Annotated in this window: 17 protein-coding genes; 9 read left to right on the forward strand and 8 right to left on the reverse strand. The window is 63.2% G+C overall.

The genetic code is table 11. From position 1 onward, the window contains the following. Positions 1-50: 50 nt before the first annotated feature. The 5 genes from CKW24_RS06445 to CKW24_RS06465 form a co-directional block, all read right to left on the reverse strand. Positions 51-749: an OmpW family protein gene (locus CKW24_RS06445; RefSeq protein WP_095166205.1), complete on the reverse strand. Its 699-nt coding sequence runs from the start codon at positions 747-749 to the stop codon at positions 51-53. Between the two features lie 184 nt (positions 750-933). Then, positions 934-1,452 (reverse strand): DUF3299 domain-containing protein, encoded by a 519-nt coding sequence (locus CKW24_RS06450; RefSeq protein WP_095166207.1) that lies wholly within the window; start codon positions 1,450-1,452, stop codon positions 934-936. A 9-nt stretch (positions 1,453-1,461) separates the two neighbouring features. After that, positions 1,462-2,727, reverse strand: a complete 1,266-nt coding sequence (locus tag CKW24_RS06455; protein WP_095166209.1) for an ABC transporter permease — start codon at positions 2,725-2,727, stop codon at positions 1,462-1,464. 1 nt (position 2,728) lies between these two features. After that, positions 2,729-3,439, reverse strand: coding sequence for an ABC transporter ATP-binding protein (locus tag CKW24_RS06460; protein WP_095166211.1), 711 nt, complete (start codon positions 3,437-3,439; stop codon positions 2,729-2,731). 130 nt (positions 3,440-3,569) lie between these two features. Further along, positions 3,570-4,181 (reverse strand): DUF2796 domain-containing protein, encoded by a 612-nt coding sequence (locus CKW24_RS06465; RefSeq protein WP_095166213.1) that lies wholly within the window; start codon positions 4,179-4,181, stop codon positions 3,570-3,572. Between the two features lie 133 nt (positions 4,182-4,314). Here CKW24_RS06465 and CKW24_RS06470 point away from each other — a divergent pair, with 133 nt between their 5' ends. Further along, a complete protein-coding gene (locus tag CKW24_RS06470; protein WP_095166215.1) occupies positions 4,315-4,674 on the forward strand; it encodes a hypothetical protein in 360 nt (119 codons plus the stop codon). Positions 4,675-4,729: 55 nt separating this feature from the next. Here the strand turns inward: CKW24_RS06470 and trxA are convergent, their stop codons facing one another. From trxA to CKW24_RS06485, 3 genes are all read right to left on the reverse strand, one after another. Next, complete coding sequence (gene trxA, locus CKW24_RS06475) at positions 4,730-5,602, reverse strand: thioredoxin (RefSeq protein ID WP_095166217.1); 873 nt, start codon at positions 5,600-5,602, stop codon at positions 4,730-4,732. A gap of 74 nt (positions 5,603-5,676) precedes the next feature. Next, positions 5,677-6,342, reverse strand: a complete 666-nt coding sequence (locus CKW24_RS06480; RefSeq protein WP_095166219.1) for a methyltransferase — start codon at positions 6,340-6,342, stop codon at positions 5,677-5,679. After that, positions 6,339-6,803 carry a YbaY family lipoprotein gene (locus CKW24_RS06485; protein WP_095166615.1) on the reverse strand — a complete coding sequence of 155 codons (465 nt, stop codon included), beginning with the start codon at positions 6,801-6,803 and terminating at the stop codon, positions 6,339-6,341. Before CKW24_RS06485 ends, CKW24_RS06480 begins: the two co-directional genes overlap by 4 nt. 128 nt (positions 6,804-6,931) lie before the next feature. Here CKW24_RS06485 and nrdR point away from each other — a divergent pair, with 128 nt between their 5' ends. The 8 genes from nrdR to CKW24_RS06525 all read left to right on the forward strand — a co-directional run bounded on the left by nrdR (position 6,932) and on the right by CKW24_RS06525 (position 12,914). Continuing rightward, complete coding sequence (gene nrdR / locus CKW24_RS06490) at positions 6,932-7,396, forward strand: transcriptional regulator NrdR (RefSeq protein ID WP_162530215.1); 465 nt, start codon at positions 6,932-6,934, stop codon at positions 7,394-7,396. Next, complete coding sequence (ribD, locus tag CKW24_RS06495) at positions 7,393-8,526, forward strand: bifunctional diaminohydroxyphosphoribosylaminopyrimidine deaminase/5-amino-6-(5-phosphoribosylamino)uracil reductase RibD (protein ID WP_095166221.1); 1,134 nt, start codon at positions 7,393-7,395, stop codon at positions 8,524-8,526. The genes nrdR and ribD overlap by 4 nt, the downstream gene beginning before the upstream one ends. Before the next feature lie 44 nt (positions 8,527-8,570). Continuing rightward, complete coding sequence (locus CKW24_RS06500) at positions 8,571-9,236, forward strand: riboflavin synthase (protein ID WP_095166222.1); 666 nt, start codon at positions 8,571-8,573, stop codon at positions 9,234-9,236. Positions 9,237-9,267: 31 nt separating this feature from the next. Continuing rightward, positions 9,268-10,359, forward strand: coding sequence for a bifunctional 3,4-dihydroxy-2-butanone-4-phosphate synthase/GTP cyclohydrolase II (gene ribBA / locus CKW24_RS06505; RefSeq protein ID WP_095166224.1), 1,092 nt, complete (start codon positions 9,268-9,270; stop codon positions 10,357-10,359). A 91-nt stretch (positions 10,360-10,450) separates the two neighbouring features. Continuing rightward, complete coding sequence (ribE, locus tag CKW24_RS06510) at positions 10,451-10,927, forward strand: 6,7-dimethyl-8-ribityllumazine synthase (RefSeq protein WP_003228649.1); 477 nt, start codon at positions 10,451-10,453, stop codon at positions 10,925-10,927. Further along, on the forward strand, positions 10,924-11,424 hold the full coding sequence (nusB, locus tag CKW24_RS06515) for a transcription antitermination factor NusB (protein WP_056728930.1): 501 nt from the start codon (positions 10,924-10,926) through the stop codon (positions 11,422-11,424). Before ribE ends, nusB begins: the two co-directional genes overlap by 4 nt. Before the next feature lie 24 nt (positions 11,425-11,448). Beyond that, positions 11,449-12,414 carry a thiamine-phosphate kinase gene (gene thiL, locus CKW24_RS06520; RefSeq protein ID WP_095166226.1) on the forward strand — a complete coding sequence of 322 codons (966 nt, stop codon included), beginning with the start codon at positions 11,449-11,451 and terminating at the stop codon, positions 12,412-12,414. Beyond that, positions 12,411-12,914, forward strand: a complete 504-nt coding sequence (locus CKW24_RS06525; protein WP_095166229.1) for a phosphatidylglycerophosphatase A — start codon at positions 12,411-12,413, stop codon at positions 12,912-12,914. The genes thiL and CKW24_RS06525 overlap by 4 nt, the downstream gene beginning before the upstream one ends.

Here is a 12,914-nt window from a genome sequence, read left to right on the forward strand (position 1 = left end):
AGAACAAAAAAGGCGCCTGATTAGAGGCGCCTTTTTTTTGCGGGTGTGGCTTAGAACTTGTAGCCCAGGCCAACCATGTAGACCCATGGGTCCACATCGATGTCGACCTTGGCGCGGGTGCCTGGCGCGACAGCGTTGTTATCCACATAACCGGTGGTGTCGATGTCGATGTAGCGCACCTGGCCGTTGATCATGATGTTGTCGGTCAGCATGTAGTCGGCACCGACCTGCCATGCCACGCCCCAGGTGTTTTTCGCCCGGAAGTTGTCGAAGCCGTTGGCGCTGGCCTGGCTGCCGACGTGTTCGTCATAGATCCAGGTGTAGTTGATGCCCGCGCCCACGTAGGGTTGGAACACCGATTTGTGATCCAGCGGGTAGTACACCAGGCTCAGGGTCGGCGGCAGGTGCTTCAAGGAGCCGAGCTTGCCGTTGGCCGCAGGGAGTGCGGTGCCTTTGAGTTTGACGTCATGCTCGAACGGCGTTGCCGCCAGCAGCTCGATCCCCAGGTTGTTGGTGATCATGTACGCGAAGTTCAGGCCCAATTGCGTGTCGCTGCTCATTGTCGCCTTGCCGCCCAGGTCGGTACCCGCCAGCGGGCCGCGATCGACCTTGACGCTGGAGCTGTCGGCCTTCGGATTAACGGTGATGGCACCGGCCCGGACGATGATGTCGCCGGCTTCGTGGGCTTGGGCGGACGGGGCTGCAAGCGCGAATGCAATGAGGGAAGCGCTAAGCAATGACTTGTGCATGGGGGCTCCAAGGGACAATTTGAATTCTATATCCCATTTTATGGAGGGATCCGACCTGGGACGTTGACGCAGCTCAATGAAAGCGTGATGGCGCATTAAGATCGTTGCTCGGATGAGCGGTCGTCGTCAGCGCCGGCTTGAGCGTAGACGCAAGTTCAGGTCAGTCCATGAAAACTTCGCAGTTTCACTCCTGCAATTCGTACACGTAGATCTTCTGGGCATCCATCTGGTACCCGGCATCCGCCAGTTCGCTGGTGGAGGCTTTGACCTGCATTGCGCCTTCAATCCAGTACGGCTGGTACAACTCTTCGAGCTTGACCCCGATCTCGCTCCGGACATGCACGATCTGGTTCGACGGCGGTGGGGGCACGTGGATGCAGGCGCCGAAATACGGCACTAGCAAAAACTCGGTGGTGCGTCCTGCCTCATTGACCTCCAGCGGTACGATGTAGCCGGGCAACCGAATGGCCTGGCCGTCGAGGGTCTGCACCACCGGTGCGTTGGGCAGGTCCTGCCGGGCGGCCGGCGCTGACTCGGCCGACAAGGCGTCGCTCATCTGCGACAGGTCGTGCAGCGGTTTCATGTTCGGCACTTCGGCGGGCGCGTCCGGCGGAATCATCTCCGACCAGGTCAGGTCCCTGGGTTCGGCCGCCCACAGGGGCAGGGCGACCAGCATCAACAGCGCAAGCAGAGCGCGGGGCATTTTACGTCCTCATAAACGGATCGACAGACCGTCGGCCAGCGATTGCCGGTAGGCCCGCCAGGCAGGCACGCTGCCCATCAGCAGCGCGGCAAGCAGGATGCCACCGAGCAGCGTCCATTCATACTCGCTTGGCCAGGACAACGGCAGAAACAGGCCGTAGTTGGACTGCACGTAACCTTGCGCCAGGGCGATGCACAGGTACAGCAGGCCGAGGCCGGCGATCACCCCCGACAGCGCCAGCGCAAAGGCCTCCAGCACCAGCAGCGTGGCGATATGCCAGGGCCTGGCGCCGACCGAACGCAGGATCGCCATTTCTCGTCGGCGTTCGTTGAGGCTGGTGAGGATCGCCGTGAGCATGCCGATCAAGCCGGTCAGCACCACGAACAGTGACACCACGAACAGCGCTTTTTCAGCGGTGCCCATCAGGCTCCAGAGTTCCTGCAAGGCCACGCCCGGCAGGATCGCCAGCATTGGTTCGCCACGAAATTCATTGATCTCGCGTTGCAGGGAGAAGGTCGCGATCTTGCTGTTGAGGCCGAGCATGAACGCAGTGATGGCCTGGGGCGTGAGGTCCATGTTGCGCGCCTGGTCGGCGCTGATCCGGCCATCGCCACGCGCCGGCACGCCGTTGTGCCAATCGACATGGATCGCCTCCATGCCCCCGAGGCTGATGTGCAGCGTGCGGTCCACCGGGGTGCCAGTGCGCTTGAGGATGCCGACCACGGTGAAGGGCTTGTCGTCATGCTTGACCAGGCTGATCACCGCCACGCCGTGGGCCAGTACCAGTTGGTCGCCGAGTTTGTAGTGCAGCGCGTCGGCCACTTCCGCGCCCAGTACCACCTCGAACGGATCCGTGGCAAAGGCCCGGCCGCTGGCCAGTTGCAGGTGTTGCTGGCGCCCGTATTGGTAATGCTGGAAGTAGGCGTCAGTGGTGCCCATCACCCGATAGCCGCGATGGGAGTCGCCAAGGGAAATCGGGATTGCCCATTTCACCTTGGGGTTATTGGCGAAGTGCTCGAAGCTGTCCCAGCGGATGTTGTTGGTGGCATTGCCGATACGAAACACCGAGTACAGCAGCAGGTTCACCGAACCGGAGCGGGCGCCGACGATCAGGTCCGTGCCGCTGATGGTGCTGGCGAAACTGGCGCGGGCTTCGGTGCGCACGCGTTCCACGGCCAGCAGCAGGCAGACCGACAGGGCGATGGCGAGGGCCGTGAGGATGGCGGTGAAGCGGCGGTTAGCCAGGCTGGCCATGGCTAGACGGAACAGATACATCTCAGACCTCTGTGGGCGTGGCGGCGCGATTGAGTTCGGCCAGCGACAGGTGACGATCGAACAGCGGCGCCAGGCTCTGGTCGTGGCTGACGAACAACAGGCTGGAACCGGCTTCCCGGCATTCGGCGAACAGCAGGCGGATGAAGGCCTCGCGGGCATCGTAGTCGAGGGCCGAGGTCGGCTCGTCGGCGATCACCAGTTCCGGCTGGCCGATCAGTGCGCGGGCAGCGGCGACGCGTTGCTGTTGGCCAATCGACAGGGAGTCGGCCCGTCGACCAAGCAGGCCTGGATCCTTGAGCCCCAGGTGCGCCAGCAACGTCGCGGCGGCGCTGTCGACGCTGCCATGACGCTGGATCGCGCGGTTGGCACGCACGCTGGAGAAGTGGCAGGGCAACTCGACGTTTTCGCGCACCGAGAGAAACGGCAGCAGGTTGAACTGCTGGAAGATGTAGCCCGTGTGGTCGACCCGAAAACGATCCCGGGCACCGGCCGAGAGGTCCGTCAGTTCTTGCCCGAGCAAACGGATGCTGCCGCGATTGGGCTTCTGCACGCCGCCGAGCAGGCCCAGCAGGGTGGTCTTGCCGCTGCCACTGGGGCCTTTGAGAAACAGGGTTTCACCGGCCTCCAGGCGAAACGCCGGGATGTCCAGCAAGGGCGGGTGACCGGGCCAATGGAAGCCCAGGTCGGTCAGTTCGATGAGTGCTTGGGTCATGTGAAACCGGTCTGCTTGGTGGTGAACCCCTGTAGGAGCGAGCCTGCTCGCGATGGTGTATCAGTCGATACCAAAGTATCTGACACTCCATCGCGAGCAGGCTCGCTCCTACAGGGGATCTTCGGTGGATTCAGAATTTAAGCGCAGCCGCCTTGGCCGTCACCTCGACCCCTTGCTGGCCGTTGGGGCTGATGAGTTGTACCTGAATTTTCTGGGTGGCGGGGAAGGTCTTGAACACCTGGGCCAGGTCCAGGCTCTTCAGCGCATCCGGTTGGCTGCAGGTGAACTGGTAATGCGCGTGGATTTCGCTGTGGTCATGGTGGTGTTCATGACCCTCGGCGTCCTTGGCGTCTGCGTGGTCGTGGTCGTGGTCGTGGTCATCGTCGGCGTCCGGTTTGTCACCGAACAGCGGGCTGTTCAGCTCCTGCTGGCTGAGCACGCAGTTGGCGGCCTGCGGCAGGCTGAACAGCACCAGCGGCTGCTCCAGTTGTGCCCGTACCGCGGCAACCTTGGCCTTGTCTGCCGGCGTGCTGGCGGCGTGTTCGAAGCCCACCAGGTTCATCGCCGGGCTGTCCAGTTCCAGTTCCAGGGTTTGGCCATCCAGCGCCGCGTTCAAGCGCCCGACGCCATGTTCGTGGGCACCGAGGCTGGCGTGTTGATGATCATGATCATGTTCGTCGGCCGCCTGGGCGATGGCCAGCGGCAACAGGGCAAACGGCAAAGCGAGGAGCAGACGGCGCATGGAAAGTCTCCGGGGCGGAAGTTAACTGTTTTGTTATGTGATCTTATAACAATATCGGCGGGAGTTTGACTGCATGCTTGGCGTTGCGCAAGACGCGTGGGAGCATGTTCGTCATAAACCTGAGGAAAGCCCAATGTTGCGCATACGTGGAAGCATCGGCGACTGGCCGGTGGACTTGACCCTGGAGCTCGATGATGGCGATTGGGCGAAACTTGGCGCGCAGTTGCAGGTGAGCAAGGTCGACGGCGTAGAGCCCGCCGCCAGCGTTGCGGCGAAACCGGCCAATCCGGACGACGCCCAGTGGCAGTTGGCCAAGGCGTTACTGCGCAAGTCCGGGCAACTGAGTGGGCCGGATCTGCTCGAGCAACTGGAAGGACTGACCGGCAGCGCGGCGGCCGGCAAGCGCTTGTTGGTGCGCTTGCGCCACTGCGCCGAGGTCAAGGTGCTAAGCGGCGGCGATACACCGCTCTATAGCTGGATAGAACCGTCGTAGGCGCATGGTTTCCACGCGGCCAAGCTCGCTCCTACAGGGTTGCGCTTGATGCGGATCAGTACAGCGCAGCGAACAACTTGCGGCGGTAGGTGGTGACCAGCGGGTGATCGTTGCCCAGCAGCTCAAACACCTGTAGCAGGGTCTTGTGCGGCAAGCCTTCGCTGTAGCTGCGGTTGCGGATGAACAGCTTGAGCAGCGAGTCCAGCGCCGGGTCGTATTGCTGGCGGGCCAGTTGCTGGATTGCCAATTGATAGACCGCTTCGTCGTCCTGTGGATTCTGTGCCAGGCGCGCTTTCAGGTCGGCCACATCCGGCAGGTCCGCCGCCTGGCCGAGGAACTGGATCTGCGCCTTGGCGCCCGCCAGTGCGGCCTTGTGCTCATCGCTCTTGACCGCATCCAGCACGGCTTGGGCTTCGCCAAGCTCGCCGCGTTCGGTCAGGCAGCGGGCATACAGGATCAGTGCACCGGCGTGGCTGTTGTCTTCCCCCAGCAGCACTTTGAGCGCGGCCTCGGCCTCGGCAAAGCGGCCCTCGTCGAACAACCCCTGAGCCTGTTCGAACGGATCGGCCGCGGGTGGCGGTGGCATCTGTACATGGGGTTCGAGCAGTGCGCGCACCGCGGATTCGGGTTGCGCGCCGGCAAAGCCGTCCACCGGCTGACCGTCCTTGAACAGCACCACGGTCGGCAGGCTGCGAATGCCGAAGCGTGCCACGACGTCTGGCTCGGCATCACAATTGACCTTGGCCAGCAGCAACTCGCCCTGATAGCTCTCGGCGATGGTTTGCAGCATCGGCATCAGCGCCTTGCACGGTGCACACCATTCAGCCCAGAAATCCACCAGCACGGGCTTGTGGAACGAGTTCTCGATCACCGACTGCTCGAAATCAGCGGTGGTGGCGTCGAAGATGTACGGCGTGTCTTGACTCATGGGGTATCTCGAAAAAACGTGGATGGGGCAACTATAAAGCTTGGTGGGGTTGGCCGAAAGCGCAGGCAGCCGGGTCAATCCGTAACGCAGCGGGCAGTATGGTACAGGCTCACATGGCGAAACTCTTCAGGCTCGGCCAGGTCGGGCAAGGTCATGGCCTCGAGCATCTCCAGCCGCCGGTAGAGCGGATGCGAGAAGTCGCGCACCCGTGAGTCGGCGACCAGGGCTTCGCGGCCTCGGCTGAGGAATGCGTCGAGCAGCGGCAGGTTGGCGCGGTCATACAGCACGTCAGCCACCAGGATCAGGTCGAAACGATCGGCCTCGGCGAAAAAGTCCGTTGAATAGCTGAGTTCAACCCCATTGAGCCGGGCATTGGCCCGGCAGGCGGCGAGTGCCAGGGGATCGAGGTCGCAGGCCACCACTTCGAGGGCACCGGCCTTGACCGCCGCAATCCCCGCCACCCCGGAACCGGCACCGAAATCCAGCACCCGCTTGCCAGCGACCCACTGTGGGTGGGCGGCCAGGTAGCGCGCCACTGCCAGGCCGCTGGCCCAGCAGAAACTCCAGTACGGCGGTTCATGCAGGATCCGTCGGGTTTCTTCCGGGCTGAAGGCACGGTCCATGTTGTCGCCGTCGATCAGCCACAGTTGCAGCTCGGTATCCGGCAGCGGGCAGGGCACCAGTTGCGCATCGCCGAGCAGTTCACTCAGGGCGTGTTGCAGGTCGAGCGGTGCAGTCATGGTGCTTTGACGAATTGCAATTGCCCCAGAGCCTGGGAAGTCGGCTGGAAAATTCGTTGCGAGGGCAGGTGCAGGATCAGTTGTCCGGATTGGCTGGCGCGCCCGCGCAGCTCGACCCGCGCACCGGCGGGAAAGGCTTCGGGGTTGAAGCGCAGGTGAAACGGCAGGGCCTGGTTGTTGCCGACCAGATTGGCGCTGGCCAGCAACTGCTGCGGACGCGAACGCTCGTCGACCACCAGCAGCGCCAGTTCGACTTCGGCCCCCGCTGGCACACCCTGCAACGAACCGCTCAGTTCGCGCTGGTAAGCCGGCAGTGGACCCTGGTCGGCGGACGCCTGGGCCTTCTTCTGGGCCATCTGCGGCGCGGGGCCGGATGCCGGTTCTGCGGGCTTGGGCGCATCACTGCTACAGGCCACCAGCAGGCTGACGAAACTGAGTAAAACAAGCGGTCGTAGCGGCATTTGCGGCTCCAGCGAGGTGAAATCCATGGATCAAGCACTATAGCCCGTCTGTATACCGTAAACCCTATGGCTTGTCTTGCCACCGGGATGCGCTACCATGGCCCTCCCTTTTTTTGTTGCCTGCCACCATGCACTGTCCCTTCTGCGGTGCCAACGACACCAAGGTCATCGACTCCCGTCTGGTCGCCGAGGGCGAACAGGTGCGCCGCCGGCGTGAATGCCTGGCCTGCGGCGAACGTTTCACGACGTTCGAGACCGCCGAACTGGTGTTGCCGCGCCTGATCAAAACCGACGGCAGCCGCCAGCCGTTCGATGAAGAAAAACTTCGCGCCGGCATGCAGCGCGCCCTGGAAAAACGTCCAGTGAGCGTCGAGCGCCTGGAATCCTCCCTGGTGCACATCAAGCACAAACTGCGGGCAACCGGCGAGCGCGAAGTCAAATCGCTGGTGGTCGGTGAGCTGGTGATGGCCGAGCTGCAGAAGCTTGATGAAGTCGCCTACATTCGTTTCGCTTCGGTGTATCGCCGCTTTCAGGACCTCAACGAGTTCCGCGAAGAGATCGATCGCCTGGCCCGAGAACCGGTCAAACCATGACGATGTCCACTGAGCAAGCGATCCTCGACGCCCACTACATGGCGCGCGCGCTGGAACTGGCACGCAAGGGCCACTACAGCACCCACCCCAATCCGCGGGTCGGTTGCGTGATCGTGCGTGACGGGCAGGTCGTCGGCGAAGGCTGGCATGTGCGCACCGGCGAGCCGCATGCCGAAGTCCACGCCTTGCGCGCCGCCGGCGAGCAGGCGCGGGGCGCGACCGCCTACGTCACGCTCGAACCCTGCAGCCATCACGGCCGCACGCCACCGTGCGCCGATGGGTTGGTCACGGCGGGGGTAGCGCGCGTCGTTGCCGCCATGCAGGACCCCAACCCGGAAGTGGCCGGGCGTGGCCTGCAGCGCCTGGAACAGGCCGGCATCGCCACCACCTGCGGCGTGCTCGAAGGCGAGGCGCGCCAGCTCAACCAGGGTTTCCTCAAGCGCATGGAGCACGGCTTGCCGTTCGTGCGGGTCAAGTTGGCCATGAGCCTGGATGGGCGCACCGCCATGGCCAGCGGCGAAAGCCAATGGATTACCGGCCCGGCGGCGCGCTCCGCGGTCCAACGCCTGCGGGCGCAGGCCAGCGTGGTGTTGACGGGGGCCGACACGGTGCTGGCAGACGACGCGCGCCTGACTGTGCGCGCCGATGAGTTGGGGCTGGACGCCGAACAAAGCGCCCTGGCCATGAGCCGTCCACCGTTGCGGGTATTGATCGATGGTCGCCTGCGGGTGCCGCTCGATGCCCCGTTCTTCAAGGCCGGCCCGGCCCTGGTCGCCACCTGTGTAGCCGTGGAAGAGCAGTACGCCAATGGCCCCGAGTGCCTGATCGTGCCGGGTGAAGAGGGTCAGGTCGACCTGCGCAAGCTATTGCTCGAACTGGCCGCCCGCGGCGTCAACGAGGTGCTGGTGGAAGCCGGCCCAAGGCTGGCGGGCGCCTTTGCCCAGCAAGGCCTGGTGGACGAGTACCAGATCTTTGTCGCCGGAAAATTCCTCGGCTCCACGGCGCGGCCATTGCTCGACTGGCCACTGACGCAAATGAAGGATGCGCCGGCACTGAAAATCACTGACATTCGTGCGGTTGGCGATGACTGGCGAGTCACCGCCATTCCCGTGCCGGCCGCAAGCGTATAATTCCCGGCTGCGGCCAAGAAGGTTTTGTTCTCGAGGAGGACTTCATGTTTACCGGCATCATCGAATCCATCGGCAGTATTCGTGCATTGACCCCAAAAGGCGGAGATGTACGGGTTCACGTAGCCACCGGCAAGCTCGACCTGAGCGATGTCAAACTGGGCGACAGCATTGCGGTCAACGGCGTCTGCCTGACGGCCGTCGAGCTGCCAGGCGACGGTTTTGCAGCGGACGTCAGTCGCGAAACCCTCGACTGCACCGCCATGAATGACCTCAAGAGCGGCAGCCCGGTCAACCTGGAAAAAGCCCTGACTCCGACCACCCGCCTGGGTGGCCACCTGGTCAGCGGGCATGTCGACGGCGTCGGCGAAGTGGTCACCCGCACCGAAAACGCCCGGGCCGTGGAGTTCCGCATCCGTGCCCCGAAGGAACTGGCCAAGTACATCGCCCATAAAGGCTCGATCACCGTCGACGGCACCAGCCTGACGGTGAACGCGGTCGATGGCGCCGAATTCCTGCTGACGATCATTCCGCACACCTTGAGCGAAACCATCATGGCTGCCTATCAGCCGGGTCGCCGGGTGAACCTGGAAGTGGACCTGCTGGCCCGTTACCTGGAGCGACTTCTGCTGGGCGACAAGGCCGCGGAGTCGACTGCCGGCGGCACCATCACTGAAAGCTTTCTGGCCGCCAACGGCTACCTCAAATCCTGAAGCTCAAATTTCGAAAGAAGGGGGGTGCCGCGTGGCGCTCAATAGCATCGAAGAACTGGTTGAAGACATCCGCCAAGGCAAGATGGTCATCCTTATGGATGACGAAGACCGCGAGAACGAAGGCGACCTGATCATGGCCGCCGAGTGCTGCCAGGCTGAGCACATCAACTTCATGGCCAAGCACGCCCGTGGCCTGATCTGCATGCCGATGAGTCGCGAGCGCTGCGAACTGCTGAAGCTGCCCCTGATGGCGCCGCGCAACGGTTCCGGCTTTGGCACCAAGTTCACCGTGTCGATCGAAGCCGCCGAAGGCGTGACCACCGGCATCTCCGCCGCCGACCGTGCGCGTACCGTGCAGGCCGCTGCCGCCAAGGACGCCAAGGCTGAAGATATCGTCAGCCCGGGGCACATCTTCCCGCTGATGGCCCAGGCCGGTGGCACTCTGGCCCGTGCCGGCCACACTGAAGCCGCCTGCGACCTGGCGCGCATGGCCGGGTTCGAGCCGAGCGGGGTGATCTGCGAGGTGATGAACGACGACGGCACCATGTCCCGTCGTACCGAACTGGAAGCCTTTGCCGCTGAACACAACATCAAGATCGGCACCATCGCCGACCTGATCCACTACCGGATGATCCACGAACGTACCGTTCAGCGGATTGCCGAGCAGCCACTGGACAGCGAACTGGGCCAATTCAACCTGGTGACCTATCGTGATTCGGTGGAAGGCGACGTACACATGGCCCTGACCCTGGGCACCGTGTGCGCCGAAGAACCGACCCTGGTGCGGGTGCACAACATGGACCCGCTGCGCGACCTGTTGATGGTCAAGCAGCCGGGCCGCTGGAGCCTGCGCGCCGCCATGGCTGCGGTTGCCGAGGCGGGTAGCGGGGTGGTGTTGTTGCTCGGTCACCCGCTCGATGGCGACGTGTTGCTGGCGCATATCCGCGAAACCGCTGACCAGGCGGCGGTGAAAAAACCGACCACCTACAGCATCGTCGGTGCCGGTTCGCAGATCCTGCGCGACCTTGGCGTACGCAAAATGCGCCTGATGTCGGCGCCAATGAAATTTAATGCGATATCCGGTTTCGATCTGGAAGTTGTAGAATACGTGCCCTCCGAATAAAGGCCGGTGTTTTTCCACCCCTTGTTCGCGGTTCAAATATCACTGAGGGACGCGTACTGAACGCGTCCCGGCTCTTTAAGAGATTTGTCGAATGACCCTGAAGACCATCGAAGGTACCTTCATCGCCCCCAAAGGCCGCTACGCCCTGGTTGTTGGCCGTTTCAACAGCTTTGTTGTCGAAAGCCTGGTAAGCGGTGCGGTTGATGCCCTGGTTCGCCATGGCGTGAGCGAAAGCGACATCACCATCATCCGTGCCCCTGGCGCCTTCGAAATCCCGCTGGTTGCGCAGAAAGTCGCCCAGAAAGGCGAGTTCGCGGCAATCATCGCCCTGGGCGCGGTCATTCGTGGCGGTACTCCGCACTTCGAATACGTGGCAGGTGAATGCACCAAGGGCCTGGCCCAGGTGTCCATGGAGTTCGGCGTTCCAGTCGCTTTCGGCGTGCTGACCGTTGATTCCATCGAGCAAGCCATCGAACGTTCCGGCACCAAGGCCGGTAACAAAGGTGCCGAAGCTGCCCTGTCCGCTCTGGAAATGGTCAGCCTGCTGGCGCAGTTGGAGGCCAAGTGATTAGCGACGAAAGCGATCGTTTCAACCCGCGCGATCCAAAGCCTGCGGATGCTGGTAAACCATCGAAGAGCGTCAAGCGCCGCGAAGCCCGTCAGCTCGCGACCCAGGCCCTGTATCAATGGCACATGGCCAAGCAGTCTTTGAACGAGATCGAAGCGCAGTTCCGGGTCGATAACGATTTCAGTGATGTCGATGGCGCCTACTTCCGCGAAATCCTCCACGGGGTTCCGCAGTTCAAGACCGAAATCGACACCGCTCTCACGCCTTGCCTGGACCTGACCATCGACGAGCTCGACCCGGTTGAACTGGCGGTATTGCGCCTGTCCACCTGGGAACTGCTCAAGCGCGTCGACGTGCCGTACCGCGTGGTGATCAACGAAGGCATCGAGCTGGCTAAAGTCTTCGGTTCCACCGATGGCCACAAGTTCGTCAACGGTGTCCTCGACAAGCTGGCCCCGCGCCTGCGTGAAGCTGAAGTGAAGGCGTTCAAGCGCTGATACGCGCTTGAGACAGGATACCTGATGGGCGAGTTTGAGCTGATCCGCAACTACTTCGCCGCTGCGCCCTGTGCGCAGGCGGGCGATGGCGTTGCGCTGGGGATCGGCGACGACTGCGCCTTGCTCGCTGTTCCCGCAGGGGAACAGCTGGCGATCTCCACCGACACGCTGGTGACCGGTGTGCATTTCGCAGATCCCTGCGACCCGTTTTTGCTCGGTCAGCGTTCGCTGGCGGTGGCCGTCAGTGACCTGGCTGCCATGGGCGCCACCCCCGTAGCCTTTACCCTTGCCCTGACCTTGCCGACGGTAACCGCCGATTGGCTGGATGCCTATGCCCGTGGTTTGAACCAGATGGCGCAGAGCTGCGGCGTGCGGCTGGTGGGTGGCGATACCACGCGCGGCCCGCTGAGCCTGACCATGACCGTGTTCGGCCGCGTCCCGGCCGGCCAGGCCCTGACCCGCAGCGGTGCGCAGGTCGGCGACCTGCTGTGTGTTGGCGGCGAGCTGGGCAACGCCGCCGGGGCCTTGCCCCTGGTGCTCGGCCAGCGTACAGCGCCGGCCGCTATCGCCGAACCGTTGCTGGCGCATTACTGGTCGCCACAACCGCAGCTGGCGTTGGGCCAGGCGTTGCGCGGCAAGGCCAGCGCGGCGCTGGATATCTCCGATGGCTTGCTCGCCGACTGCGGGCATATTGCCAAGGCGTCGGCTGTCGGCTTGCTGGTGGAGAATCAGAAACTGCCGCTGTCGGCGGCACTGCTGGGGTTTCTCGGCGAGAATGCGGCCCGGGTGGCAGCGGTCAGCGGCGGTGACGACTACGTACTGGCGTTTACCTTGCCGCCGGCTCATCTGCCGACCCTGTTGGCCGAGGGCTGGCCGATCCACGTGGTCGGCCGGGTCGTGGCCGGGCAGGGCGTAACGCTGCTGGACGCCAATGGGCAGGACATCACCCCGAACATCCGGGGTTATCAACATTTCCAGGAGACACCGTGACAGATCATCCCAAACAGGTTCCGGCAGAGTTTGTGCCGCCATCGGTCTGGCGCAATCCCTGGCATTTCCTGGCCTTCGGCTTTGGCTCGGGCACCTTGCCCAAGGCACCCGGCACCTGGGGCTCGTTAGTTGCGCTACCCTTCATCCCGCTGTGGCAGATGCTGCCCGACTGGGGCTACTGGCTGATGCTGGGCATCACCATGCTGTTCGGCTTCTGGCTCTGCGGCAAGGTTGCCGACGACTTGCGCGTGCACGACCACGAGGGCATTGTCTGGGACGAAATGGTCGGGATGTGGATCACCCTGTGGCTGGTGCCGGAGGGATGGTACTGGTTGTTGGCGGGGTTCCTGATGTTCCGCTTTTTCGACATCCTCAAGCCATGGCCGATTCGCTGGATCGACCGGCATGTGCACGGCGGCATCGGGATCATGCTCGATGACGTGCTGGCGGGGGTCTTTGCCTGGCTGGGGATGCAGGGGCTGGTCTGGTATTTCACCTGA

The sequence above is a fragment of the Pseudomonas sp. Irchel 3H3 genome (genome assembly GCF_900187635.1).
Lineage (GTDB): Bacteria > Pseudomonadota > Gammaproteobacteria > Pseudomonadales > Pseudomonadaceae > Aquipseudomonas.